This window comes from Paraburkholderia sp. FW306-02-B (genome assembly GCF_058782725.1).
This window is the reverse complement of the sequence record NZ_JBYSXZ010000001.1, coordinates 4,427,483-4,452,512: the sequence shown is the minus strand read 5'-3', so window position 1 is coordinate 4,452,512 and position 25,030 is coordinate 4,427,483. Positions and strand designations below refer to the sequence as shown.

Below are 25,030 nucleotides of genomic sequence, written 5' to 3'. Positions count from 1 at the left end.
GATGCGAACCATGCATATTGCGGTAAAGCTCAAGGGTTGGACGCAGGCCGTCGCAGCCGTGGTGCTGGTGTCGGTTCTGGCCGCTTGCGGCGGTGGCGGCGATTCCGGTTCCAGTTCGAGCTCCAACTCCAACTCGAACTCCAACTCGTCGACCACGCTGAACGGCGGCTCGCTGCCGGCGAGCCCGACACAGCAGCCGATCGCCGCGACTGCGGCGAATACGGTGCCGATTACGGTTGGCGTGGGCGTGAAAGGCGTGATCAACATTCCTACGGTCAGCGTGACCGTGTGCGCGCCCGGCTCGACCACCAATTGCCAGACTATCAACAACATCCAGGTCGACACCGGGTCGTTCGGTTTGCGTGTGGTTAGCTCGGTGCTGAACACGTCGGTGCTTGGCGCGTTGCCGGTCACCACGGTGGCAGGCGGCGCGCAGCTCGCCGAGTGCGCGACTTTCGCCGACGGCTACACGTGGGGCTCGGTGCGTACTGCGAGCGTGACGATCGGCGGCGAGTCGGCGGCAAGCATCCCGGTGCAGATCATCGGCGACATGGCCGCGAGCACGGTGCCGGCGAAGGGTTGCACCGGCGTGGCGGAAAATACGGCCAACGATCTTGGCGCCAACGGCATTCTCGGCGTCGGCACGGCGCCCAACGATTGCGGCGCCACTTGCGCGAACGCGTCGACGGCCATCACCTACAGCAACTACTTCGCCTGTCCGGGCGGCACGTCCTGCACGCGCAGCGCAGTGCCGCTCACGCAGCAGGTCGCCAATCCGGTCGCGCACTTCGCCACCGACAACAACGGCGTGATCGTGCAGATGCCGCCGGTTGCCGATACCGGTTCATCGTCGGCGACCGGCACGCTGGTATTCGGTGTCGGCACCCAGTCGAACAACACGATGGCCGCCGCGCAGATCTTCACCACCGACGCCTATGGCGATCTGAACAACAGTGTCTTCAACGGCACGACGGTGCAGGCGTTTCTCGACTCGGGCTCGAACGGCTACTTCTTCGCCGATAGTTCGCTGACGCTGTGCAGCAGCACCTACGCGGGCTTTTACTGCCCGTCGTCGGCGCAAACGCGCTCGATCAGCCTGGTCGGGCTGAACGGCGCGAAAACGACCGCCAATATCGGCATCCTGAGCGCGGCCACCCTGTTCGGCAGCGGCAACAACTACGCGTTCAACGATCTGGCCGGCCAGATCAGCGGCAACGGCAGCTTCGATCTCGGCTTGCCGTTCTTCTATGGCCGTCACGTGTACTACGGCATCGATCAGACGGCGAGCGGCGGCCAGGCGCCTTACGTCGCTTTTTGATGCACATGACTGAAGGGTGACAACCGGCAGGTACTCGCGCAAACCGCGCGAGTACCTGCCGTGCGTCTTCCGCCACCGGCAGCCTGCGGGTGCCGCCCCCCGCTACCGTCCGTCCGTCGGCGGCTCTCCACGGCCGGTCCATCCAAGCCGCTCGCGCCTCCAGCAAGCCCGCCCTGGCGGTTCGCCGGCTGTTCCATCCCTCGAAATACCCCCCTTTCTCCGCCCTTATCCGCCGATCGTCCGTTGCGCGCAACGGGAATAATCGCTGTCACTGGAACCAGGCAGCGTGCCTCGACCGACTGGAGAGCTTTAGTGGCAGAGGATAGCGACCTCGAAAAAACCGAATCGGCCACTCCCCGGCGCCTGCAAAAGGCGCGCGAGGAAGGGCAGATCGTGCGTTCGCGGGAGCTCTCGACGTTTGCGCTGCTGGCGGCAGGCTTTTTCGGCGTATGGGGCATGTCCAGCAGCATCGGCGAGCATTTGCAGGGCATGCTGCGCGCCGCCTTCACGTTCGACCACGCCAGCGCGTTCGAAACGCGCCGCATGATGATCGGCGCGGGCGCCGCGAGCCGCGAAGGGCTCTACGCGTTGCTGCCGATTCTCGCCTTTACCGGTGCGGCCGCCTTGCTCGCACCGATGGCGCTGGGCGGCTGGCAGCTGTCGTCGAAAGGGCTCGAACCCAAGTTCAACCGCCTCAACCCGATCGCCGGTCTCGGCAAGATGTTCTCGATCAACGGGCCGATCCAGCTCGGCATGTCGCTCGCGAAGACGCTGGTGGTGGGCGGCATCGGCGGCACGGCGATCTGGAATCGCCGCGAGGAAATTCTCGCGCTGGCCACTCAGCCGGTGCATATCGCGCTCGCCAACACCATGCATCTGATCGCCGTCTGCTGCGGCATGACGGTGGCGGGCATGTTCGTCGTGGCGGCACTGGACGTGCCGTATCAACTCTGGCAGTTCCACAAGAAACTGCGCATGACGAAGGAAGAAGTGAAGCGCGAACATCGCGAAAGCGAAGGCGATCCGCATATCAAAGGCCGGATTCGTCAGCAGCAACGGGCGATTGCCCGCCGCCGCATGATGACCCAGGTGCCGAAGGCCGATGTCGTGGTGACCAACCCGACGCACTTCGCGGTCGCGCTGCAATACACCGACGGCGAGATGCGCGCGCCGAAGGTGGTCGCCAAGGGCGTGAACCTGGTGGCCGCGCGGATTCGCGCGCTTGCCGCGGAGAACAACGTGCCGCTGCTCGAAGCACCGCCGCTGGCGCGCGCGCTGTATCACAACGTCGAACTGAACCGCGAGATTCCCGGCCCGCTGTATGGCGCGGTCGCCGAAGTGCTCGCGTGGGTATATCAGTTGCGGCGCTTTAACACCGAAGGCGGCGTCGCGCCGGTCGCACCGACCGAGTTCGACGTGCCGGCGGATCTCGACAAGGGCGGTGTATCGGACGACGAAGCCGATCAGGAAGCCGCCGACACACTTAACGACGCTAACGACGACGCTTCAGGAGCCTCCGCATGAACGCTCGCGCCGGATTCCTGTCCCGACGGCCCGATGCCTTGAGCAGCACCAATTTGCGCGCCCTCGCCGGGCCGGTGCTGATCTGCATGATCCTCGGCATGATGATTTTGCCGTTGCCGCCGTTTCTGCTGGACCTGCTGTTCACCTTCAACATCGCGCTTTCCGTGATGGTGCTGCTGGTCAGCATGTACACGATGAAGCCGCTCGACTTTGCCGCTTTCCCGAGCGTGCTGCTGTTCTCGACGCTCTTGCGCCTGTCGCTGAACGTGGCGTCGACGCGGGTCGTGCTGCTCGAAGGCCACACTGGGCCGGATGCCGCCGGTCAGGTGATCGAGTCGTTCGGCCACTTTCTCGTAGGCGGCAACTTCGCGGTCGGCATCGTCGTCTTTATCATTTTGATGGTGATCAACTTCATGGTGATCACCAAGGGCGCGGGGCGGATCGCGGAAGTGTCCGCGCGCTTCACGCTCGATGCGATGCCCGGCAAACAGATGGCGATCGACGCCGACCTGAACGCCGGCATCATCAACGAAGATCAGGCCCGCAAGCGGCGCCTTGAAGTCGCGCAGGAGGCCGAGTTCTACGGGTCGATGGACGGCGCGAGCAAGTTCGTGCGCGGCGACGCGATCGCCGGTCTGCTGATCATGGTGATCAACATCCTGGGCGGCCTGATCGTCGGGATGGTGCAGCATGGGATGGACTTCGCGTCCGCGGGCAAGAATTACACGCTGCTGACGATCGGTGACGGCCTCGTCGCGCAGATTCCGTCGCTGGTGATTTCGACGGCGGCCGGTGTGATCGTCTCGCGCGTCGCCACCAATGAAGACATCGGTACGCAATTGACCGGCCAGCTGTTCACGAACCCGCGCGTGCTGGCGATCACGGGCTGCATTCTCGTGCTGATGGGCCTGATTCCGGGCATGCCGCACTTCGCGTTTCTGATTCTCGGCGGCGGCTTGATCCAGCTCGGCCGCACGATGAAAAAGCGCAGCGAGGAACGCAAGAACGCCAACGCGCTGGTCGATGTCGCGCCGGCTGCGATGACCCCGGTGGAAAACACCGAAGCCAGCTGGGACGACGTGACGATGATCGACACGCTCGGCCTCGAAGTGGGCTACCGGCTGATTCCGCTCGTCGACAAGAACTCGGACGGCGAATTGCTCAAGCGAATCAAGAGCATCCGCAAGAAGTTCGCGCAGGAAATCGGCTTTCTGCCGCCGGTGATCCATATCCGCGACAACCTCGAATTGCGGCCGAACGGTTACCGGATTGCGTTGAAGGGCGTCGAAGTCGGCGTCGGCGAAGCGTATCCGGGGCAGTGGCTGGCGATCAATCCGGGGCAGGTTTCCGCCGCGCTGCCGGGCACGCCGACGCAGGATCCGGCGTTCGGCCTGCCGGCGATCTGGATCGATACGAATCTGCGCGAACAGGCGCAGGTGTACGGCTACACGGTGGTCGATTCGAGCACCGTAGTGGCGACGCACCTGAATCACCTGGTGGTCACCCATGCGTCCGAATTGCTCGGCCGCCGCGAAGTGCAGGCGCTGATCGAGCGGATGCAGAAAGACACGCCGTCGCTGGTCGACGATCTGGTGCCGAAGACGTTGCCGCTCACCACGCTGCAAAAGGTGCTGCAAAACCTGCTGGAAGAAGGCGTGCCGATCCGCGACATGCGCACGATTCTCGAAGCCTTGTCCGAGCACACGCCGAAGATCAGCGACGCACACGATCTCACCGCCGCCGTGCGCCTCGCGCTTGGCCGCGCGATTACGCAGCAGTGGTTCCCGGGCGTCGGCGATATGCAGGTGATGGGCCTGGATTCGAATCTGGAACGGGTGTTGTCGCAGGCGCTTTCGACCGGGGCCAATCCCGGTCTCGAGCCCGGTCTCGCGCATACGCTGCTGACCGAAACGCAGAAGGCGATGACGCGTCAGCAGAACCTTGGGTTCGCGCCGGTGCTGCTGGTGCAGCACGCGTTGCGGCCGATGCTCGCGCGCTTCCTGCGTCGCAGCCTGCCGCAGTTGAAGGTGCTGTCGTACGCGGAGGTGCCGGACACGCGCAATATCAAGGTCGTGAATCTGATCGGCGCGCATGGTTAAACCGCGCAATTAACCCGCAGTTAACCCGCAGTTAACCCGCAGTTAACCTCTACGCACCGAGTCCATGTCTTGTTGCCGGCGCTCCTTCGAGCGCCGGTTTTCATTTCAGCTTGCGGTTTTTCTTGCCGCAGGCGGGCTGAGACGCGGCTTGAAACGTACGCGCCCTGGACCCAAAACGACCACCGGCGGCGCCCGGAAAGCCCGTTTAAAACCGGCGTCCGCGCGGCTTACACCGCATTTCCATCGCCCGAATTGCCCACCTTTACCCGTCTTTATCCATCGATCGTCACTCGACGGCTTTCGCAATAATTGATCTCAATGGGAAGCGGTATGTTGCCGGTCCGTTAGTCCGTTTACCTCATCGGGGGTCCAGCTTGAACATTCGTAAATTTGTCGGTGCTACCAGTCGTGACGCGCTGCGTCTCGTGCGCGAAGCCCTGGGCCCGGATGCGGTTGTGTTGTCCAATCGAACGATGGACGACGGCAGCGTCGAGATCGTCGCGCTGGCCGACAGCGATCTCGCAGCCATCGCGCCGAAGGCTCGCACCGGAGCAAGCGCACCGCAGGCCGCGCCGACGAATGCAGCGACTGGAATGCCTTCGCTCCCCGCACCGCGCGCCACGACGATGCAGGCGAACCCGTATGCGAGCGGCATGCCCGATGTGTTCTCGTCGGTGTTCGGCGCAAGCCCGGAAGCCGGCGCCGAGGCCATGGCCGCAAGCGATGCGCCGGTTGCCGCACCGAAACCCGCTGCCGCGCCGAAAGCCTCGCTGCCGGGCGCCGCCAAAGCCCCGTCGATGACGCCGGTCATGCCTTCCGCATCCGCTCCGTCGCAACCGATCGCCATCGACCAACCCAGCGCGCGCGCCGCGGCGACGCGTCTTACCGAAGACATCCGCGCCGATCTGCTCAAGGCCGCCGGCGTGCCGGCAGCCGATGTTGAAGCGCCGCGCACGATGGCCGAATCGAACCCCTGGCTGATCGACCACGCCCGCCGCATCGCCGCCGAGCAGCAACAGCAAGGCGCCTACAGCGCGCGGCCCGCGGCGATGACGCCTGCCGCCGCGATGGCCAAGGGCCTCGGCGCCGCAGTCGAGCCAGGCAAGGCCGCGGCGCAGACGGCCGCGGCGCAAGTCGGCGATACGCCCGAATGGGCCCGCGAAGCCGCGCAAGTTGCCGCGCGCCGCGCCGCGCAGAAGATCGCGCCGTCGCTGCCCACCGGCGACGACGCCCGCACCCCCGCCTCGGTCGCCGAAGCGATCAAGGCGCGCATGGAGCAGGTCGTCAACGAAACCGTGATGCACGAACTCGCGTCGATGCGCGGGATGATGGAAGAACACTTCGCCGGTCTGTTGTGGGGCGAGCGCCAGCGCCGCAGCCCGGTGCGCGCCGCGCTCACCAAGCATCTGTTCGCCGCCGGTTTCTCCGCGCAGCTCGTGCAGATGATGGTCGACAACCTGCCGGAAAACGTCGAAGACATGGACGGCGGCATGGCGTGGATCCGCTCGGTGCTCGAATCGAACCTGCCGGTGATGGAAGACGAAGACGCGCTGATGGAGCGCGGCGGCGTGTTCGCGCTGATGGGCCCGACCGGCGTCGGCAAGACGACGACCACCGCCAAGCTCGCGGCGCGCTGCGTGATGCGCTTCGGCGCCAGCAAGGTCGCGTTGCTCACCACCGACAGCTACCGGATCGGCGGCCACGAACAACTGCGCATCTTCGGCAAGATTCTCGGCGTGTCGGTTCACGCGGTGAAAGACGGCGCCGATCTGCAACTCGCGCTCTCCGAGCTGCGCAACAAGCACATCGTGCTGATCGACACGATCGGCATGAGCCAGCGCGACCGCCTCGTGTCCGAACAGATCGCTATGCTGTGCCGCGCCGGCCAGCCGGTGCAGCGTCTGCTGCTGCTGAACGCGACGAGCCACGGCGACACGCTCAACGAAGTCGTGCAGGCCTATCAACGCGCGCCGGATCAGCAGCCGCTCGCCGGCTGCATCCTGACCAAGCTCGACGAAGCCACCAATCTGGGCGGCGTGCTCGACACGGTGATCCGCTACAAGCTGCCGGTGCACTACGTGTCGACCGGTCAGAAGGTGCCGGAAAACCTGTACGTCGCGACGAAGAAATTCCTGATCAAGAGCGCGTTCTGCATTCCGCGCGACAACTCCCCGTTCGTGCCGCACGACGACGATATTCCGGCGTTGCTGTCCGCGTTGTCCGCGCGGTCGACGGCCGAACTGCACGAGGTCCGCTTTGGATAAATTCATCGCGGATCAGGCAGAAGGACTGCGGCGCTTGTTGGCGAGAAGCGGCTCGCGCGTGATTGCGGTGACGGGTGGATCGGCCGGCGTCGGCTCGACGACGACAGTGGTGAACCTCGCCGCGGCGCTCGCGCAGCAGGGCAAGGACGTGCTGGTGATCGACGAATGTCTCGGCGACAAGTCGGTGAGCGCGATGCTCGGCGGCGTGCGCGGCGTGGGCAATTTTGCGGCCGTGATACGCGGCGAGATGACGCTCGACGACGCCACCGCACGGCACGCACTCGGGTTCTCGGTGCTGGCCGCCTCGCGCAACAACCGCGAAGGCCACACGGCCGCGCAGTTCGGCGCGGTGCTGCACGGTTCCGCCGACATCGTGCTGATCGACGCGCAACTCGACGAGCAAGGCCACTTGTCGCCGCTCGCGATGCAGGCGCACGACCTGATGATCGTCACGCGCGTGGCCGCGCAGGCGATCACCGACGCGTACGCGTGCATGAAACGTCTGCACTACGCGCACGCGACCGCACAGTTTCGCGTGCTGGTGAACCACGTGCAGAGCGTGGACGACGCGCATACCGCTTTTGCAAACCTGGCCGGCGTGGCCGGGCGCTACCTGACGGTGGCGCTGGAAGACGCCGGTTGCATTGCCGCCGATGTGCGGATGGCGCGAGCCCTGGAGTTGTCGCGCTGTGTCGTCGATGCATTCCCGTCGACACCGGCAGCGCGCGACTTCCGGCATCTTGCCGCCGAATTGCAGTACTGGCCGATGCGGCCAGCGATGTCGTCGCAAACGCCGTGGATGGCGCCTGCGACAGTTACAGCGGCGCAACACGCCGACCAACCGTCTGCGCAGCACGCCTGAGAGGCGGCACATGGACAAGGGGAGCACGATGTATAACGCTCAGGGAAAGATTTCCCAAGCCGACGTTCTGACGAAGTACGCGCCGCTGGTGCGCCGCCTCGGCTTGCAACTCGTCGCCAAGATGCCGGCGAGCGTCGATCTCGACGATCTGATCCAGGCCGGCATGATCGGACTGCTGGACGCCGCGGGCCGCTACAAGGAGGACCAGGGCGCGCAGTTCGAGACTTACGCCAGCCAGCGGATTCGCGGCGCGATGCTCGACGAGTTGCGCAGCAACGACTGGCTGCCGCGCAGCTTGCGGCGTACCTCGCGCGAGGTCGAAACGGCGGTGCACAAGGTCGAACAGAACCTGGGCCGTTCGGCAAGCGAGACGGAGATCGCCGAGCATCTGCAAATGCCGCTCGACGAGTATCAGTCGATGCTCCAGGATCTGCATGGCAGCCAGCTGATCTATTACGAAGACTTCGACCGTTCCGCGGACGACGAGCCGTTTCTCGACCGCTACTGCGTCGATCATTCGGACCCGCTGTCGGCGCTGCTCGACGACAGCTTGCGCTCGGCGCTGGTGGAGGCGATCGACCGTCTGCCGGAGCGCGAGAAGCTGCTGATGTCGCTGTACTACGAGCGCGGCATGAACCTGCGCGAAATCGGCGCGGTGATGGAAGTCAGCGAATCGCGAGTGTGCCAGTTGCACAGCCAGGCGGTGGCACGCTTGCGTACGCGACTGCGGGAGATGGCTTGGGCGAATGCCGAGGCGACTTGAGCTCAGAAGGGTCGGTGTTTGACCGGCGGCGTACCGGCGCACGCCTTCTCACGCATCCGCCATCTCATGCTCCGCGGCCAGCGCGAGAAACGCCGAACGCGACATGCCGCGTGCCTGCGCGTAAGCGTCGATGTCGTGGACCAGCGCCTCGGGGAGCGAGATATTGATGCGCACCGCTTTCTTCAACGCCGGAATGTTCCGGGTTGTCACGAAACCCCACGTAAAGCCTGCATAGTCCGGATTGCGCCGATGCTCTTCGAGCGTCAGCCGTTCCGGGATCGGCATACCTTCGTCGAGCAGCGTATCGAGATGCGCCTCAATCGCTTCTTTCGCGTTCGCGTAAGCCTCCTCCAGCGTATCGCCCGCGGCATGACAACCCGGAATGTCGGGAACCACCACGCCGAACGCATGGTGTTCGTCACCTGGCTCGATCGCGATCGGGAAAATCAAGTTCTTCATTTCAGGCCTGCCTGTTTCAGAATGCTGTTCAGTGTGCCGGGCGGGAGATCCTTTTTTGGGTGCGGGATGGTCACAAGACCGGCTTTTACCGCGTGCCGGAAGTGATGGTGGCTGCCTGATATACGGATCAGCCGCCAGCCATCCGCCCGTATCAGTTTGACGACCTCGGCACTGTTCATATCGCACTCCTCGAACTATACACACGATTACACAACCTCGCTAGTGGATAACGCTTCGCCGCCTGCTCGCCGAGGCAGCGCTAAAGCTGCACGGAGCGGCGAAGAACCTCAGTGGGGGAACCGGTGATTTCAACGCGGTGGACAAATTCGCGCTACCTGGCCGGATGGCCAGCGCATATTGGAGGTGATCGTGAACGGCCTTTTGCGGACGTCGGAAAAACAAAAAGGGCCCGTCAAAAGACGAGCCCTTCGTTCAACGCAATCTAATCAATACTCAGCCGGATCGGCGCCTGAAACGCGCCAGCGCCAGGAAAATCGTCATGCCGCGCTACGCGCCGGAATCCGTCCATCCGGTCCATAGAAGCCGGCCTTCTGCGGCACCGCCACTTGCAGCGCCGTCAGCGCGCGCTGGTTGTAGTCCATCCGTACGCGGATGAGTTCACCGTTACTCGTATTGGAGCGCCGTGCGCGATCGGCCGCTTTTTGCAGCAGCGACCATTGCGCCGCGAGCCGCGCGTCGGTGCTCGCCGCGAGCTCCATGCCGGGCCAGCCGGCCGGAAAGCCCAGTTCGGCCAACTGCGCGTCGCGCGCGCTTTCGAGCTTGGCAAGCACGCCGATTAGTTCAGTTTTCTTCTCGATGATCGGCGGCAGCTGTTCAAGCGGCGACAAGGCGGTCAGTGCACGAGTCTCGAGCGCCAGAATCGAGGCGAAGGCCTCGACGGCCGAATATTCTTCGATGAGGGTGGCAAGCAGGGCGTCTTTCATCTCAACAACTCGCTAAACACGACGGCTCGCGCGTGATTCACGAGCCGAGTTTGTCGAATGCCGCCCGGCAATTCACCGTACTTCGATGTGTCGATCAGTTGCCGGTCGACGAGGTTTTGCTTTGCAACAGGCTGCGCGCCGTTTCCAGCACGCCGTCGGCGATCTTGCCCGAGTCGATTTTCAGCGAGCCGTCCTTGATGGCCTGCTTGATCGACTCGACGTGCGCCGTGTCGATATCGGCCGAGCCGGACGCCGCGAGACTGCGCAGATGCTGCGACAGACCCGACAGGCTGACGCTGGCGTCGCCCGAACCGCTGCTGGTAGTGCCCGGCGAGCCCGTGCCCGCACTCTGCGCGCTGCTGGCCGCGGCCGTCGCGTCGCTGTTCTGCGAGCGGGACAGGGCGTCTTTCAACGTCGGCAGATTCGAATTGGTTGTGGAATCGACTTTCACGATTGGCTTCCTGAACGATTTGATCCTGATAACGGCAACCGGTGATCAAAACTTTAGCGCAATCGCTCGACGTGTTGCCCTGCCTTTCGGGCTGATCCGGCCCCACGGGCATCGCACCCGTGAACGCTGCCGTCGCTCCTGAATCCGGCGCGGCGCACGTCCCGCCGAGCCGGTTCATAGCTGAATCTCCACCGTCGACCCATCCTTGACGATGCCGGAGATGATCTGGCCATTGGCCGTCTTTACCCGCACTTGCTGGCCCGGCGACGCGTTGTTCATCGCGCTGCCTTCGGCCGAAATCGCGAAGCCTTCGCCAGCTGCGACGACCCGCACCGTCTGTCCGATCGACACCGCCGACGCGCTTTTCAGCATGTCGCGGCGCAGCGGCATGCCGCCCGCGATGCGCGTGAGCGACACTGAACCGACCACCTGCGACGGGTCCGTGACGATCGCCTGCGGCAAGCCGGTCAGGTCGCCTTCGCGTGCGACGAGGTCGGCGGCGGTGAGCACTTCGCCCGGCGCCATCGCGCGGGCGGCCAGATAGTAGGTGGCGCGCAGCGAGATGCGTGCTTGCAGATAGAGGGTCCACGGCCGCTCGCCGGCGCAGCGCACGCCGACCGTCATGCGGCCCCAGAGGCGTGCGCCGCTCGGCATAAAGGGTTCGAGCATCGTGCAAGCCGTGAGGCCGCGCGGAAAAGCCTGCGCGACGGTGATTTCGACCTTGCCGGGCAAGCCCGCGGATTGCTGTTGCAGGAAGGCGAGGGCGGCGCCGCGGATCGCTTCGGGGTCTTGCTGACCCGGCGGCGTCACAGGTTGCGCCACGGGTTGCGTCACAGGTTGCGTTACTGCTGCGGCCTGGAGGTTCTGTTGCGCGACGGCCGGCGCGACCTGCCGCACTGAAGGCGTACGAGCGAGGGTCGGACGGGCCGGCATGGGCGCCGCCGCTGCGACCGTCGTCGTCACGACCGGTTTGCCGTTCGCGCCCAGCTGCGGCGGCTCGCCGCGCGACGCAAGACTGTCGAAACCGCTGACCGCGGGGGCATTGGCGGCCACCGGCTGCACCGCTGCGCCCTGCCGCCCTGCATTCGACGACGGCGCCGGCGTGACGGTGACTGGCACCGCCTGACGCGCGCCCGGCACGACGCTGATGCTTGCAACCCCGGCCGTCGCGGGCGGATTCGCGTTCACCGGCGCGGGAATCGTCACAACGCCGTTCGCGTCGGGCTTGAAGCTGGTACGAATCATTGCCGGCGCGGCAGGCGGTTCACCCGCGCCCGGAATCACAATCGAGCCGCTCGCATTGGCCGCGCGCGTGAATTGATCGGCGTCGCGTGCGACCGGGCCGGGCGTCATCGACTGCGCGGTGGCGGCGGCCAGGGTCGCTGCGGAACCGGCGCGCTTCGCGGGCGCCGCGGCTTGCATGTGTTCGGCCAGATCGGCGAGCGCAGCAGGATTCTTCTCACCCGGCCCAGGAATCACGATCGGGCCACCGGCGTCCTCAGCCTGTGCGGCGTTCGACAGCAGCAAGGCGCCGGCCGTCACGCATAACGTCGAACTCACACATAACGTCGAACTCACCACCAGCCGTGCTGCCAGGCGCGAAGCGAGCCGTACCGCGCCCGCACCCACGCGATGCGCCGCCGCCGCGCGGCTTGCGCGGTGCGTCAGATCGAAAGTGGGCTGGTCCATCGCGTTTCTCCATCGAATGCATCAGTACGCTTTGCATTCTAGTGAGCGCCTCCTTTGCGCAAACGTTGAATAGAAGCCCCCTTTCCCGGTTATTCGTCCGATTGCCACTTGCGTTCGGCCCATAAGATGGACCTCATGCAAAAAGGTCTTCCCGGCCGATGTGGTCCTCGCGCGAGGCACAACCAGGCACAAGCGGGAAGCCTCGGGAACGTTCTCCGGAGATTTCTATGCTGGACAAACTCGATGCCGAATTCGCCTTTGGCCGCCAGGCGCTCGATGTACGCGCTTACCGCCAGGAGCTGTTGTCTTCGAATATCGCCAACGCCGATACCCCAGGGTACAAGGCGCGCGATGTCGATTTCGCTTCGTCGCTGGCCGGCGCGCTGAAAAAGAGCGGCGGCGGAGCCGGCCAGGGCGCGTCGAACAGTTCGACGCTGGCCATGACGCAGCCGGTGGGCGTGACGAGCGGCATGTCGATGGTCTCGACCGCACCGGGCCATATGACCGGCAAGACGACGCTCACGCCGACCGGCGGCTCGCCTGACGACTACGGCAATCTGCAATACCGCATTCCGACGCAACCCGCGCTCGACGGCAACACGGTCGATATCGATACCGAGCGGGTGCAGTTCGCCGACAACACGTTGCATTTCGAATCGGGCATGACGGTGCTGTCGGGCCAGATCAAAACGATGCTGGCGGCGATCCAGTCGGGCTCGTAAGTCAGCTGCAAGGCGGCTGCGGGATAGCTAAGGCAGCCAAGGCAGCGCAGGCAGTGACGCAGGAACAATCGCTACGGGATTTAACGTAAGCCGGGTCGAACCGGCAGGAGAGGTCGGGAAACCATGCCATCCCTGATGAATATTTTTGGTGTTGCAGGCTCCGCGATGTCGGCGCAGTCGCAACGGCTCAACGTGACGGCGTCCAATCTCGCCAACGCGGACAGTACGACCGGCCCGGACGGCCAGCCGTACAAAGCCAAGCAGGTCGTGTTCGCGGTGAACCCGATCGGCGGCGCGCGTTCGGGCTCCGGTCAGCAGATCGGCGGCGTGCAGGTCACCGGCGTGGTCGACGACCCGACGCCGATGAAGACGGCCTACGAACCCGGCAATCCGGCGGCCAACGCGGACGGCTATGTCACGCTGCCCAACGTCGACCCGGTGCAGGAAATGGTCAACATGATCTCGGCCTCGCGCTCGTACCAGGCCAACGTCGAGACCCTGAACACCGCCAAAACGCTGATGCTGAAAACGCTCACGATCGGAACCTGAGGAGAGCTCCTTGACCACCAATACCACCATCGGCAGCAACGGCACGAACGTGTCGCAGACGCTGCTCGATACGATGAACGGCACGAACAGCGCATCGAGCGCGAGCAGCGCCACCAGCTCGACCAGCAGCGCTTCGAGCACGTCGGCGACCAATCTGCAGAACACCTTCCTGCAACTGCTCGTCGCGCAACTGAAGAACCAGGATCCGACCAATCCGATGGACAGCTCGCAGATGACCTCGCAGCTGGCGCAGATCAACACGGTGTCGGGCATCAGCCAGCTGAATACGACGCTGACCTCGCTGTCGACGCAACTGTCGGCCGGCCAGCAGTCGCAAGCCGCGATGCTGATCGGCTCGACCGTGCTCGCGCCGGGCAGTTCGGTGACGGTCGCGAGCGGCAAGGCCAGCTCGTTCGGCGTGCAGCTCGCCAACTCGGTGGGCGACCTGCAGGTGGTCGTGAAGAACTCGGCGGGCACGATCGTCAACACGATCGACCTCGGCAAGCAATCGGCCGGCACGGTTCCGGTGGGCTGGACGCCGACCGACTCGGCCGGCAACACGCTGCCCGACGGCACCTACACGATCAGCGCGGTCGGCACGATCAACGGCAAGCAGGCCACGGCCACCACGCTCGCGGGCGCGACGGTGCAAAGCGTCGTCATGCAAAGCAGCGGTACGCCGGGCCTCGTGCTGTCGAACGGCACGACCGTCGGGCTGACCAGCGTCGCCGCCATCCTCTGATTCAGATTCAGTCAGTTACGACTTTCCAGATACGGAGACCGTCATGGGTTACCAAACAGGTTTGAGTGGGTTGGCGGCATCGTCGAGCGATCTCGACGTGATCGGCAACAACATCGCCAACGCGAATACGGTTGGCTTCAAGAGCGGCGCCGCGCAGTTCGCGGACATGTACGCCAATTCGGTGGCGACCGCGGTGAACAACCAGGTCGGCATCGGCACGAAGCTCGCCGAAGTGCAGCAGCAGTTCGCACAAGGCACGATCACCAGCACCAATCAGGCGCTCGACGTCGCGATCAACGGCAACGGTTTCTTCCAGCTGTCGAACAATGGTTCGCTGGTCTACTCGCGCAACGGCGTGTTCCAGCTCGACAAGAACGGCTTCATCACCAACGCGCAAGGCCTGCAACTGATGGGCTACGCCGCGAATAGCTCGGGCATCATCAACACCGCGCAAACCGTGCCGCTCTCCGTGCCGACCGCGAACATCGCGCCGCAAGCGACCACCAAGATCGCTGCCGGCCTGAACCTGAACGCGCAGGATCCGCTGATGCTCGGCACGCCGACGGTGACGGCCGGCGCCAACACGGGCACGCTCACTACCACCGGCGCGACCATCACGAACACCGCTTCGGGCACGAACAACGACAACTACACCGTCAAGTTCACGAGCGCGACCGCCTACACGGTGACCGACAACACGCTCGGCACGTCGACGACCGGCACGTACACGGCGGGCACGGCGATTTCGCTCGGCAACGGCCAGACCATCACGTTCAACGGCGTGCCGGCCACCAACGACAGCTACACGATCGCGCCGACTCCGGTCGCGTTCAACCAGAACAGTTCGTCGACCTATAACTACTCGACCAGCACGACGGTCTACGACTCGCTCGGCGGCTCGCAGACGGTCAACATGTATTTCGCCAAGACGTCGGCCGGCACGTGGAACGTGTACGCGGGCACCTCGACGGGCACGGCGAACCTGGTCGGCCATGCGAACTTCAATTCGTCGGGCACGCTGCTCGGCACGACCGACGCTGCCGGCACCGCCACCACCACACCGTTCGTGTTCAACTTCTCCGTCCCGACTACCGACGGTTCGTCGACGCCGCAGAATCTGACGCTGAACATCGCCGGCACGACGCAGTACGGCGGCAAGGACGGTGTCAATACGCTGCAGCCCGACGGCTACGCAGCCGGCACGCTGACGAGCTTCACGATCGGTGCGGACGGCACGCTGACCGGCAACTACTCGAATCAGCAAACCGCGGCGCTCGGCCAGGTCGCGCTCGCGAACTTCGCCAACCAGAACGGTCTCGTGAACCTCGGCAACAACGAATTCCAGCAGACCTCCGCTTCGGGCGTCGCGCAGATTTCCGCGCCGGGCGCGACCAACCACGGCGTGCTGCAAGGCGGCGCGGTGGAAAACTCGAACGTCGATCTGACGAGCGAACTGGTGAACCTGATCACCGCGCAACGCAACTATCAGGCGAACGCGCAGACGATCAAGACCCAGCAGGCCGTCGACCAAACCTTGATCAACCTGTAAGCGACCGGGATTGACCCATCATGGATCGGCTGATCTACACCGCGATGTCGGGCAGCACACAAGCGCTCGAACAGCAGGCTATCGTTGCGAACAACCTGGCGAATGCGTCGACCACCGGCTTTCGCGCGCAGCTTGCGACTTTCCGCGCCGTGCCGATGGCGTTCGGCGACGGCAGCTCGATCAACGACAACACCACGCGCACCTTCGTGCTGTCGTCGACGCCGGGCGCCGACTACACACCGGGGCCGATCCAGCAGACCGGCAACCCGCTCGACGTCGCCATTCAGGGGCCGGGCTGGCTGGCGGTGCAAACCGCCGACGGCAACGAGGCTTACACGCGCGCCGGCAATCTGCACATCGACGAAAACGGCCAGCTGGTGAACGCCATGAACCAGACGGTGCTCGGCAACGGCGGCCCGGTGTCGGTGCCGCCGGGTGCGCAAATCACCATCGGCAAGGACGGCACGGTGTCGGCATTGACGCCGGGCGATCCGCCCACCGCGGTGGTGACGGTCGATCAGTTGAAGCTGGTGAATCCGGATCCGCAAGCCCTGACGCGCGGCGACGACGGCCTTTTTCGCACCGCCGACGGCAATCCTGCCGACGCCGATCCGGCCGTCACGCTGGCGCCGGCATCGCTTGAAGGCAGCAACGTGAATCCGGTCAGCGCCATGGTCTCGATGATCACCAACGCGCGCCAGTTCCAGATGCAAACCAAGCTGCTGGAAAGCGCCGACAAGAACGATCAGACCGCCAACCAGCTGCTCAGCTTTAGCTAACGGGATGGGACCGGACTAAGCGCTAAAGCGCTAACTCCGGTCGACATAGGAGAAGAATTGTGAATCGCTCACTCTATATCGCCGCTACCGGCATGAATGCGCAACAGGCGCAGATGGACGTGATCTCGAACAACCTCGCGAACGTCAGCACCAACGGCTTCAAGGGCTCGCGCGCGGTATTCGAGGATCTGCTGTACCAGACCATCCGCCAGCCCGGCGCGAACTCGACGCAGCAAACCGAACTGCCGTCCGGCATCCAGCTCGGCACCGGCGTGCAGCAGGTCGCCACCGAGCGTCTGTACACGCAGGGCAACCTGCAGCAAACCGGCAACTCGAAAGACGTCGCGATCAACGGCCAGGGCTTTTTCCAGGTGCAGATGCCTGACGGCACGACCGCTTACACCCGCGACGGTTCGTTCCAGACCAACGCGCAGGGCCAGCTCGTCACATCCAGCGGCTACCAGGTGATCCCGGCGATCACGATCCCGACCAACGCGACCTCGATGACGATCGGCAGCGACGGCGTGGTGTCGATCACCGTGGCCGGTTCGACCAACAGCCAGCAGCTCGGCTCGATGCAGCTCGCCACCTTCATCAACCCGGCCGGTCTGGATGCGAAGGGCGAAAACCTGTTCTCCGAAACCGCTTCGTCGGGCGCGCCGAACATCGCGCAACCGGGCCTGAACGGCGCCGGCACGCTGAGTCAGGGTTACGTGGAAGCATCGAACGTGAACGTGGTGCAGGAACTGGTGAACATGATCCAGACGCAGCGCGCGTACGAAATCAACAGCAAGGCCGTGACGACCTCCGACCAGATGCTGCAGACCCTCAGCCAGATGCAGGTTTGAGCGGCTGGGAATTAACAGGCGGTAATCAAGATGTCGCACTTCACTCGTAATCCGGTTCATTCGCGCACTGCTGTAGCGCTCGTGCAGCTCACGCTGCTCGCGGCGCTGGGCGGCTGCGGCCTCGTGCCGAAGCAGCCGATCACCCAGCAACCGATGACGGCCATGCCACCGATGCCGCCTTCCGTGCAATCGCCGGGCTCGATCTACAACCCGGGTTACGCTGGCCGGCCGCTCTTCGAAGACCAGCGGCCGCGCAATGTCGGCGACATCCTGACGATTGTGATTCAGGAAAACGTCAACGCGACGAAGTCTTCGGGCGCCGCGACCAACCGCAACGGCACCACCAACTTCGACGTGCCGACAGCCGGCTTTCTCAGTGGCTTTTTCGGCAAGGTCAACCTGAACGCGAACGGCGGCAACAAGTTCGCGGCAACGGGCGGCGCGAACGCATCGAACACGTTCAACGGCGTCATCACTGTGACCGTGACGGGCGTGCTGCCGAACGGCAATCTGATGGTCAGCGGCGAGAAGCAGATGCTGATCAACCAGGGCAATGAATTCGTGCGCTTTTCCGGGGTGGTGAATCCGAACACGATTTCGAACCTGAACGCCGTGTACTCGACCCAGGTTGCCGACGCGAAAATCGAATATTCCGCGAAGGGTTATATCGACGAAGCCGAGAACATGGGCTGGCTGCAGCGCTTCTTCCTCAACGTGTCGCCGTGGTGATCATGCGTACCGTCTTCTCCAGCACCGGCCGTTTCGCGCGACTCGTTCATGTCGGCCGTGCGCTCGCCTTCGCCGCACTCGTCTGCGCCGCACTCGTCTGCGCCGCGCTGCCGGCGGCGACGCCCGCGCATGCCGAACGTCTGAAGGACCTCGTGCAGATCCAGGGCGTGCGCGACAACCCGCTGATCGGCTACGGTCTCGTGGTCGGCCTCGACGGCACGGGCGACCAGACCACGCAAACGCCGTTCACCACGCAGACGCTCGCCAACATGCTGGCGAACCTCGGCATCTCGATCAACAACCAGGCGGCCGGTTCGAGCAATTCGCAGTCGTCGCTGTCGAACATCCAGTTGAAGAACGTCGCCGCGGTGATGGTGACGGCGGTGCTGCCGCCGTTCGCGCGTCCCGGCGAAGCGATCGACGTCACCGTGTCGTCGCTCGGTAACGCGAAGAGCCTGCGCGGCGGCACGCTGCTGCTCACGCCGCTCAAGGGCGCCGACGGCCAGGTGTACGCGCTCGGCCAGGGCAACCTCGCGGTCGGCGGCGCCGGCGCGAGCGCGAACGGCAGCAAGGTGCAGGTGAACACGCTTGCCGCGGGCCGCATTGCCGGCGGCGCGATCGTCGAACGCGCGGTGCCGACCTCGGTGTCGCAAGCGGGCACCATGCAGCTCGAACTGAACGAGATGGATTACGACACCACGCAACGGGTGGTGGCGGCGGTCAACAACGCGTTCGGCGGCGGCACCGCGATGGCGCTCGACGGCCGCACGATTCAACTGCGCGCGCCGGCCGATCCGGAGCAACAGGTCGCCTTCATGGCGCAATTGCAGAACCTCGACGTGAAGCCGGCGCAAGCCGCCGCGAAGGTGATCCTGAACGCGCGCACCGGCTCGATCGTGATGAACCAGATGGTCACGCTGCAAAACTGCGCGGTGGCGCACGGCAATCTGTCGGTGGTGATCAATACGCAGCCGGTGGTGAGCCAGCCGGGCGCATTCTCGAACGGCCAGACGGTGGTGGCCAAGCAGTCGCAGATTCAATTGAAGCAGGACAACGGCGCACTGAAGATGGTGACCGCCGGCGCCAACCTCGCCGATGTGGTGAAGGCGCTCAACGCACTGGGTGCGACGCCCGCGGATCTGATGTCGATCCTGCAGGCCATGAAAGCGGCGGGCTCTTTGCGCGCCGACCTGGAAATCATCTAAGGAAGACACCAGATGAATTCGGATACGACCAATTCCGCGAACGCCGCGAACGACCTGACTCAGCGCTTTGCGCTCGACGTGCAGGGTTTCGCCAAGCTGAGCGCGCAGGCCAAGGCTTCGCCGCAAGCCGGCATGAAGATGGCCGCGCAGCAGTTCGACGCGGTGTTCACCCAGATGATGCTCAAGAGCATGCGTGACGCGACGCCGCAGGACGGTCCGTTCGATTCGCACGACAGCGCCACCTTCACGTCGATGATGGATCAGCAGTTGTCGCAGCAGATGTCGCAGAAGGGCATCGGCGTGGCCGATGCGATGCTCAAGCAGATGATGCGCAATCAGGGCATGCAGGTGAGCGGCGGCGCGGGCGCCGTGAGCGGCCTGGCCGGCGGCAGCGGCGGCGATGAAGGCCAGACCGCCGCGCTGAACGCGCTCGCCAAGGCTTACGGCAATGCGCAGGCCAACGGCCAGCTGGCGATGGGCAAGGGCTACTCGGCCAACAGCGCGCTGACCCCGCCGTTGCGCGGCGACGGCAGCTCGCCGAAGGTCGACGCGTTCGTCGACAAGCTGGCCGCGCCCGCGCAGGCCGCCAGCGCGGCGACCGGCATTCCGGCGCGCTTCATCATCGGCCAGGCCGCGCTCGAATCGGGCTGGGGCAAGAGCGAGATCAAGAAGGCCGATGGGACGACCAGCCATAACGTGTTCGGCATCAAGGCGTCCAGGGACTGGACCGGCAAGACCGTCTCGACCGTCACGACGGAATACGTGAACGGCAAGCCGCAGCGCACTGTCGAGAAATTCCGCGCATACGACTCGTACCAGGAAGCGATGACCGACTACGCGAGCCTGCTTAAGAGCAATCCGCGTTATGCGCAGGTCATCAATTCTTCGCATGACGTGAACGGCTTTGCCAACGGCATGCAGCGCGCGGGTTACGCGACCGATCCGCATTACGCGAAAAAACTGATGTCCATCATGCAGAAAATGGCCTGAGCCGCTGTTAATGCAGATGCGTGCAGTTTGATTTTCTCCGAATAAAACCCATGCACGCGACGGGGCCAAGTGCATAATAAGACGGAGCAGGCCGATCGCCCACGGGCGGTCGGCCGAGCCGCAATACCGGGTATCTCGTGTCCTATTTCATTGCTGATTCACGGTTTATTCGTTGTCTAAATGATCGTTGCCCGTATTTGATGCGCCCGGTTTCCACTGGATGCTTATCGGCGTTTTAACGTTTGCGGCAAATATTTCATTACCGGCCCCTAAATTTTGGCCGGGCGCTGCCGCTAATCAGTTAGACCCGATACCGGAAGGCGCTGTAACGTCCGGTTGAATGCGCGTGCCGCGGCCTCGATGAAGACCGCGCGAAAGCCCCGGCAGGAGCCTTGGGCACGCGCCCGCAAGAACAAGCATACCGGCAAGCCCATGGATACTAACCAGTCGAACGGCCAGATCGAAGCGCCCGGCCAGCCGCACGCCGCGCTAGACGAAAGCGAAAGCGCTTACGATTTCGGCCGTCGCAATCCGCTGGAGATCGGCGTTCAGTTACGCAATCTCGTCAATCGCGGCGATTTCCTCACCGTGCAATATGCGAGCGGCCAGCTCGTCACGCGACTGCTCGACGTCGACGTGCGCGGCCGTACGTTCACCTTCGATTGGGGCGCGCTGTCGGAGCAGAACAAAGGTTTGCTGGCGGCGCCGCGTTGCCAGTTCCACGCGTCGCCGGACGGCGTGCGCGTCGAGTTTTCCACCGGCACGCCGCGCGAAACCCGTTACGAAGGATTGCCCGCATTCGAGGCGGACTTCCCCGAAGTGCTGTTCTACGTGCAGCGCCGCGAATATTTCCGCGTCGATGCGCCGATTCTCGACCCGTATATGTGCAGCGGCCGCTTGCCCGAAGGCGACACGTTCCGCTTCGAAGTGCACGACCTGTCGCTCGGCGGTGTCGGCATGCGCACCGCGGATGAGCGCGTGGCCGAACTGCCGATGGGCACCCGGCTGCAAGACTGCGAACTGTCGCTTGGCACGCTCGGCCGCCTGTCGCTCGATCTGCAACTGGTGTCGCACCGCTCGACCGCTTTGCCGAACGGCACGCAGCGCTATCAACTTGGCTTTCGTTTTCTGACGCTGCCAGGCAGCGCCGAAAACACGCTGCAGCGGCTGATCACGCAACTCGAAATGAAGCGCCGCTCGTTGGTGCGCTGAGGAAAACGGCCCTCAATTTTTCCCGGCGCGGGCCGTTAAACAGGATGTTCAAGTAACGTGGCGGCAGGTGTCCGATGTCGCCCTTCAGGATGACGCATGTCCAGCTCCCTCATCAATCTCGGCCTCAGTGGACTGAACGCAGCCCAGTGGGGACTCACGACGACCGGCCAGAACATCAGCAACGCGTCGACGGCGGGCTATACGATCGAACGGCCCGTCTACGCCGAAGCCGGCGGCCAGTACACCGGCTCGGGTTATCTGCCGCAGGGCGTCTCGACCACCACCGTGACGCGCCAGTACAGCCAGTACCTGACCACTGAACTGAACAATGCGCAGTCGTCGGGCAGTTCGCTGTCGACCTACAACACGATGATTTCGCAGCTGAACAATCTGATCGGCAGCCCGACCTCCGGCATTGCGAGCGCGATCACCAGCTATTTCACCGGCTTGCAGAACGTCTCGAACAACGCCTCCAGTCTGGCCACTCGCCAGACCGCGATGAGCGGCGCGCAGACGCTCGCGAACCAGATCAACGCCGCGGGCCAGCAGTACGACGCGCTGCGTCAGAGCGTCAACACGCAGCTCACCAATACCGTTTCGCAGATCAACAGCTACACGCAGCAGATCGCGCAGTTGAACGGGCAGATCGCCGCGGCCAGCACGCAAGGGCAACCGCCGAATCAGCTGCTGGATCAGCGCGATCTCGCCGTGTCGAATCTGTCGCAACTGGTCGGCGTGCAGGTCGTGAACAGCAACGGCAGCTACAGCGTGTTCATGGGCAATGGCCAGCCGCTGGTCTCGAGCGGCAACAGCTACAACCTGGGCACGGCGCCTTCGACAGGCGACACCAGCGAACTGTCGGTGCAATACCTCGGCCAGGCGGGGGCGAATCCGGCGGCAGCGCCGCAAAACCTGCCCGACAGCAAGATCACGGGCGGCACGCTCGGCGGCCTCGTCGCGTTCCGCAGCCAGACGCTCGATCCGGGTGAAGCGCAACTCGGCGCGATTGCCGTGAGCTTCGCCACGCAAGTGAATGCGCAGAACGCGCTCGGCGTGACGCTGAGCGGCGGCCAGGGCGGTGCACTGTTCTCGGTGGGCGGCCCGACGGTCTACGCGAACACGCAGAACACCGGCAACGCGTCGCTGAACGTCTCGTTCGCGAATTCCGCGCAGCCGACTACCGGCGACTACACACTCGCCTATAACGGCACCACCTACACGCTCACCGACAATTCGACCGGCAGCGTGGTCGGCTCGGCCACCAATCTGACCCAGCCGATCAACGGCCTGCAGTTTTCGACCACCGGCACGATGAACCCCGGCGACTCGTTCACGGTCGAACCGACCCGCGGCGCGCTGAACAGCTTCGCCACCGCGACCACGGACGCCTCGGCGATCGCCGCCGCGGCACCGGTGCTGGGCGCGGCCGCGTCGGCCAACACCGGCACCGGCACGATCACGCAAGGCACGGTGACGGCCGGCTACACGATGCCGAACGCGACCACCACGCTGTCGTATAACGGCACGGGTCTGTCGGGCTTCCCGGCGGGCTCGACGGTGACGGTGGCAGGCTCGCCCGCCACTACCTACCCGATCGCCAGCGCGGCGACCGTGGTGCCGTATTCGTCGAGCACCGGCGCGACGCTGACGATCAACAACGCGACCGCCGGCCAGATGAACAACGTGTCGGTGACGATCAGCGGTGCACCGGCCGCCGGCGACAAGTTCACCATCGGCCCGAACACCGGCGCGACCAACGACGGCCGCAATGCGCTGGCCCTGTCGAACCTGTCCACCGCGAAGTCGCTGGCGGGCGGCACCGTCACGCTGACGGGCGCGTATGCGAACTACGTCAACCAGATCGGCAACCAGACCAATCAGATCCAGACTTCGAGCACGGCCCAGGCCTCGCTGGTGACGCAGATCACCACCGCGCAGCAATCGGTTTCGGGCGTGAACATCAACGAGGAAGCAGCCAACCTGCTTCAGTATCAGCAGCTCTATCAGGCCAACAGCAAGGTCATCCAGACCGCGCAGACCCTGTTCCAGACGTTGATCGGCATCATTCAGTGAGGCGTTGAACATGCGCATCTCCAGCACGCAGTACTTCAGCATGAACGTGGCGACGATGAGCGATCAGCAAGCTCAGTTGTCGCAGTTGTACGCGGAGATTTCGAGTGGCGTGAGCCTTTCCACACCGTCGGACAATCCGCTCGGCGCGGCGCAGGCCGTGCAACTGAGCTCGACGGCGACGACGCTCGCGCAGTACACGAGCAACCAGAGCACCGCGCTCGCCTCGCTGCAACAGGAAGACTCCACGCTCGGCAGCGTCAACACCGTGCTGCAAAACATTCATACGCTGGTGCTGCGCGCGGGCGACGGCTCGCTGAACGACGGCGACCGCGGCTCGATCGCGACGCAGCTGCAGAGCATGCGCAGCCAGTTGATGACGCTCGCCAATTCCACCGACCCGCAGGGCAATTACCTGTTCGCCGGCTATCAGAGCACGGCGCAGCCGTACACCACCAATTCGGCCGGCGTCGTGACCTATTCGGGCGACACCGGCACGCGCGCCGTGCAGATCACCGATTCGCGCACCATCCAGACGGCCGACAACGGCAACGCGATCTTCGGCAGCGTGGCGTCGATCGGCACCAGCGCGGTCCCGGCCGCGACCACGGGCAACGGCGGGACCGGCGTGATCAGCGGCGTCAGCCTGACGAACCCGACCGATCCGACCAACGCGGACAAATACACGATCACCTTTGCGGGCGCCGGCGCGACGAGCACCTACACGGTGAGCGCGACCAATCCGGCGACCGGCGCGGTCACGACGGGTACGCCGCAGACTTTCACGTCGGGCTCGGCGATCACGCTCGGCGGCCAGTCGGTGACGATCACCGGCGCGCCGAACGCGGGTGACAGTTTCACCGTGACGCCGGCCACGCAAGGCAGCACGGACCTGTTCGCGAACCTGAGCCAGTTGATCGCGACGCTGCAATCGCCGGTCGCGGGCGCGGCCGCGACGGCCAGTTTCCAGAGCGCGCTGACTACCAGCATGACCCAGCTCGAAAACACGATGAACAACGTCGTGACGGCCCAGGCCGCGGTGGGCGGCCGTGAGCAGGAAGTGCAGGCGTTGCAGACGGTCACGCAGACCAACACGTTGCAGACGGCGAGCAACCTGTCGGATCTGACTTCGACCGACCTGACCAAGACGATCAGCAAGTACACGATGACGCAAGCCTCGCTGCAAGCGGCGCAACAGGCGTTTGCGAAGGTGCAGAACATGTCGCTGTTCCAGTACCTGAACTAAGCGGGCGGGATACGAT

General features: G+C 64.5%; 23 protein-coding genes. 18 read left to right on the top strand and 5 right to left on the bottom strand.

Going from position 1 to position 25,030, the window contains the following annotated elements; translation table 11 throughout:
* Position 1: 1 nt before the first annotated feature.
* The 6 genes from AC3WOG_RS20050 to AC3WOG_RS20025 all read left to right on the top strand — a co-directional run bounded on the left by AC3WOG_RS20050 (position 2) and on the right by AC3WOG_RS20025 (position 8,830).
* Positions 2-1,318 (top strand): DUF3443 domain-containing protein, encoded by a 1,317-nt coding sequence (locus AC3WOG_RS20050; RefSeq protein ID WP_492579541.1) that lies wholly within the window; start codon positions 2-4, stop codon positions 1,316-1,318.
* Positions 1,319-1,630: 312 nt separating this feature from the next.
* On the top strand, positions 1,631-2,842 hold the full coding sequence (gene flhB, locus AC3WOG_RS20045) for a flagellar biosynthesis protein FlhB (RefSeq protein WP_492579540.1): 1,212 nt from the start codon (positions 1,631-1,633) through the stop codon (positions 2,840-2,842).
* Positions 2,839-4,941, top strand: a complete 2,103-nt coding sequence (gene flhA, locus AC3WOG_RS20040; RefSeq protein WP_492579539.1) for a flagellar biosynthesis protein FlhA — start codon at positions 2,839-2,841, stop codon at positions 4,939-4,941. Before flhB ends, flhA begins: the two co-directional genes overlap by 4 nt.
* A 374-nt stretch (positions 4,942-5,315) precedes the next feature.
* Positions 5,316-7,205: a flagellar biosynthesis GTPase FlhF gene (gene flhF, locus AC3WOG_RS20035; protein WP_492579538.1), complete on the top strand. Its 1,890-nt coding sequence runs from the start codon at positions 5,316-5,318 to the stop codon at positions 7,203-7,205.
* Positions 7,198-8,067, top strand: coding sequence for a MinD/ParA family ATP-binding protein (locus tag AC3WOG_RS20030; RefSeq protein WP_492579537.1), 870 nt, complete (start codon positions 7,198-7,200; stop codon positions 8,065-8,067). The genes flhF and AC3WOG_RS20030 overlap by 8 nt, the downstream gene beginning before the upstream one ends.
* A 28-nt stretch (positions 8,068-8,095) precedes the next feature.
* Positions 8,096-8,830, top strand: a complete 735-nt coding sequence (locus tag AC3WOG_RS20025) for an RNA polymerase sigma factor FliA (RefSeq protein ID WP_408499384.1) — start codon at positions 8,096-8,098, stop codon at positions 8,828-8,830.
* A 48-nt stretch (positions 8,831-8,878) separates the two neighbouring features.
* Here AC3WOG_RS20025 and AC3WOG_RS20020 read toward each other — a convergent pair whose 3' ends face one another.
* From AC3WOG_RS20020 to flgA, 5 genes are all read right to left on the bottom strand, one after another.
* Complete coding sequence (locus AC3WOG_RS20020; protein WP_492579536.1) at positions 8,879-9,289, bottom strand: type II toxin-antitoxin system HicB family antitoxin; 411 nt, start codon at positions 9,287-9,289, stop codon at positions 8,879-8,881.
* Positions 9,286-9,468 (bottom strand): type II toxin-antitoxin system HicA family toxin, encoded by a 183-nt coding sequence (locus AC3WOG_RS20015; protein WP_492579535.1) that lies wholly within the window; start codon positions 9,466-9,468, stop codon positions 9,286-9,288. Before AC3WOG_RS20015 ends, AC3WOG_RS20020 begins: the two co-directional genes overlap by 4 nt.
* Positions 9,469-9,786: 318 nt before the next feature.
* The gene (locus tag AC3WOG_RS20010) at positions 9,787-10,233 is read right to left on the bottom strand and encodes a flagella synthesis protein FlgN (protein WP_492579534.1); all 447 of its coding nucleotides are present in this window, start codon (positions 10,231-10,233) and stop codon (positions 9,787-9,789) included.
* Between the two features lie 94 nt (positions 10,234-10,327).
* A complete protein-coding gene (gene flgM / locus AC3WOG_RS20005; protein ID WP_492579533.1) occupies positions 10,328-10,684 on the bottom strand; it encodes a flagellar biosynthesis anti-sigma factor FlgM in 357 nt (118 codons plus the stop codon).
* Between the two features lie 174 nt (positions 10,685-10,858).
* Positions 10,859-12,373, bottom strand: a complete 1,515-nt coding sequence (gene flgA, locus AC3WOG_RS20000) for a flagellar basal body P-ring formation chaperone FlgA (protein WP_492579532.1) — start codon at positions 12,371-12,373, stop codon at positions 10,859-10,861.
* Positions 12,374-12,600: 227 nt separating this feature from the next.
* Here flgA and flgB point away from each other — a divergent pair, with 227 nt between their 5' ends.
* The 12 genes from flgB to flgL all read left to right on the top strand — a co-directional run bounded on the left by flgB (position 12,601) and on the right by flgL (position 25,014).
* Positions 12,601-13,095 (top strand): flagellar basal body rod protein FlgB, encoded by a 495-nt coding sequence (gene flgB / locus AC3WOG_RS19995; protein ID WP_492579531.1) that lies wholly within the window; start codon positions 12,601-12,603, stop codon positions 13,093-13,095.
* A gap of 123 nt (positions 13,096-13,218) precedes the next feature.
* On the top strand, positions 13,219-13,644 hold the full coding sequence (flgC, locus tag AC3WOG_RS19990; RefSeq protein WP_492579530.1) for a flagellar basal body rod protein FlgC: 426 nt from the start codon (positions 13,219-13,221) through the stop codon (positions 13,642-13,644).
* Between the two features lie 10 nt (positions 13,645-13,654).
* On the top strand, positions 13,655-14,386 hold the full coding sequence (locus tag AC3WOG_RS19985; protein ID WP_492579529.1) for a flagellar hook assembly protein FlgD: 732 nt from the start codon (positions 13,655-13,657) through the stop codon (positions 14,384-14,386).
* 43 nt (positions 14,387-14,429) lie between these two features.
* Positions 14,430-15,935, top strand: coding sequence for a flagellar hook protein FlgE (locus tag AC3WOG_RS19980; RefSeq protein WP_492579528.1), 1,506 nt, complete (start codon positions 14,430-14,432; stop codon positions 15,933-15,935).
* Positions 15,936-15,955: 20 nt separating this feature from the next.
* A complete protein-coding gene (gene flgF, locus AC3WOG_RS19975; protein ID WP_492579527.1) occupies positions 15,956-16,714 on the top strand; it encodes a flagellar basal-body rod protein FlgF in 759 nt (252 codons plus the stop codon).
* Positions 16,715-16,773: 59 nt separating this feature from the next.
* Positions 16,774-17,562, top strand: a complete 789-nt coding sequence (gene flgG, locus AC3WOG_RS19970) for a flagellar basal-body rod protein FlgG (RefSeq protein WP_492579526.1) — start codon at positions 16,774-16,776, stop codon at positions 17,560-17,562.
* A gap of 30 nt (positions 17,563-17,592) precedes the next feature.
* Positions 17,593-18,291, top strand: coding sequence for a flagellar basal body L-ring protein FlgH (gene flgH / locus AC3WOG_RS19965; protein ID WP_492579525.1), 699 nt, complete (start codon positions 17,593-17,595; stop codon positions 18,289-18,291).
* A gap of 2 nt (positions 18,292-18,293) precedes the next feature.
* Complete coding sequence (locus AC3WOG_RS19960; protein WP_492579524.1) at positions 18,294-19,496, top strand: flagellar basal body P-ring protein FlgI; 1,203 nt, start codon at positions 18,294-18,296, stop codon at positions 19,494-19,496.
* Positions 19,497-19,508: 12 nt separating this feature from the next.
* Complete coding sequence (gene flgJ / locus AC3WOG_RS19955) at positions 19,509-20,486, top strand: flagellar assembly peptidoglycan hydrolase FlgJ (protein WP_492579523.1); 978 nt, start codon at positions 19,509-19,511, stop codon at positions 20,484-20,486.
* 432 nt (positions 20,487-20,918) lie between these two features.
* Positions 20,919-21,698, top strand: coding sequence for a flagellar brake protein (locus tag AC3WOG_RS19950; protein WP_492579522.1), 780 nt, complete (start codon positions 20,919-20,921; stop codon positions 21,696-21,698).
* A gap of 96 nt (positions 21,699-21,794) precedes the next feature.
* Complete coding sequence (gene flgK, locus AC3WOG_RS19945; RefSeq protein WP_492579521.1) at positions 21,795-23,771, top strand: flagellar hook-associated protein FlgK; 1,977 nt, start codon at positions 21,795-21,797, stop codon at positions 23,769-23,771.
* A 10-nt stretch (positions 23,772-23,781) separates the two neighbouring features.
* Positions 23,782-25,014, top strand: coding sequence for a flagellar hook-associated protein FlgL (gene flgL / locus AC3WOG_RS19940; protein ID WP_492579520.1), 1,233 nt, complete (start codon positions 23,782-23,784; stop codon positions 25,012-25,014).
* Positions 25,015-25,030: the final 16 nt, after the last annotated feature.

Coding starts and splice junctions, on each gene's coding strand:
- AC3WOG_RS20050 (WP_492579541.1), top strand. CDS start 2: ATGCGAACCATGCATATTGCGGTAAAGCTCAAGGGTTGGACGCAGGCC.
- flhA (WP_492579539.1), top strand. CDS start 2,839: ATGAACGCTCGCGCCGGATTCCTGTCCCGACGGCCCGATGCCTTGAGC.
- AC3WOG_RS20025 (WP_408499384.1), top strand. CDS start 8,096: ATGTATAACGCTCAGGGAAAGATTTCCCAAGCCGACGTTCTGACGAAG.
- AC3WOG_RS20020 (WP_492579536.1), bottom strand. CDS start 9,289: ATGAAGAACTTGATTTTCCCGATCGCGATCGAGCCAGGTGACGAACAC.
- AC3WOG_RS20015 (WP_492579535.1), bottom strand. CDS start 9,468: ATGAACAGTGCCGAGGTCGTCAAACTGATACGGGCGGATGGCTGGCGG.
- AC3WOG_RS20010 (WP_492579534.1), bottom strand. CDS start 10,233: ATGAAAGACGCCCTGCTTGCCACCCTCATCGAAGAATATTCGGCCGTC.
- flgA (WP_492579532.1), bottom strand. CDS start 12,373: ATGGACCAGCCCACTTTCGATCTGACGCACCGCGCAAGCCGCGCGGCG.
- flgB (WP_492579531.1), top strand. CDS start 12,601: ATGCTGGACAAACTCGATGCCGAATTCGCCTTTGGCCGCCAGGCGCTC.
- flgC (WP_492579530.1), top strand. CDS start 13,219: ATGCCATCCCTGATGAATATTTTTGGTGTTGCAGGCTCCGCGATGTCG.
- AC3WOG_RS19980 (WP_492579528.1), top strand. CDS start 14,430: ATGGGTTACCAAACAGGTTTGAGTGGGTTGGCGGCATCGTCGAGCGAT.
- flgF (WP_492579527.1), top strand. CDS start 15,956: ATGGATCGGCTGATCTACACCGCGATGTCGGGCAGCACACAAGCGCTC.
- flgH (WP_492579525.1), top strand. CDS start 17,593: ATGTCGCACTTCACTCGTAATCCGGTTCATTCGCGCACTGCTGTAGCG.
- AC3WOG_RS19960 (WP_492579524.1), top strand. CDS start 18,294: ATGCGTACCGTCTTCTCCAGCACCGGCCGTTTCGCGCGACTCGTTCAT.
- flgJ (WP_492579523.1), top strand. CDS start 19,509: ATGAATTCGGATACGACCAATTCCGCGAACGCCGCGAACGACCTGACT.
- AC3WOG_RS19950 (WP_492579522.1), top strand. CDS start 20,919: ATGGATACTAACCAGTCGAACGGCCAGATCGAAGCGCCCGGCCAGCCG.
- flgK (WP_492579521.1), top strand. CDS start 21,795: ATGTCCAGCTCCCTCATCAATCTCGGCCTCAGTGGACTGAACGCAGCC.
- flgL (WP_492579520.1), top strand. CDS start 23,782: ATGCGCATCTCCAGCACGCAGTACTTCAGCATGAACGTGGCGACGATG.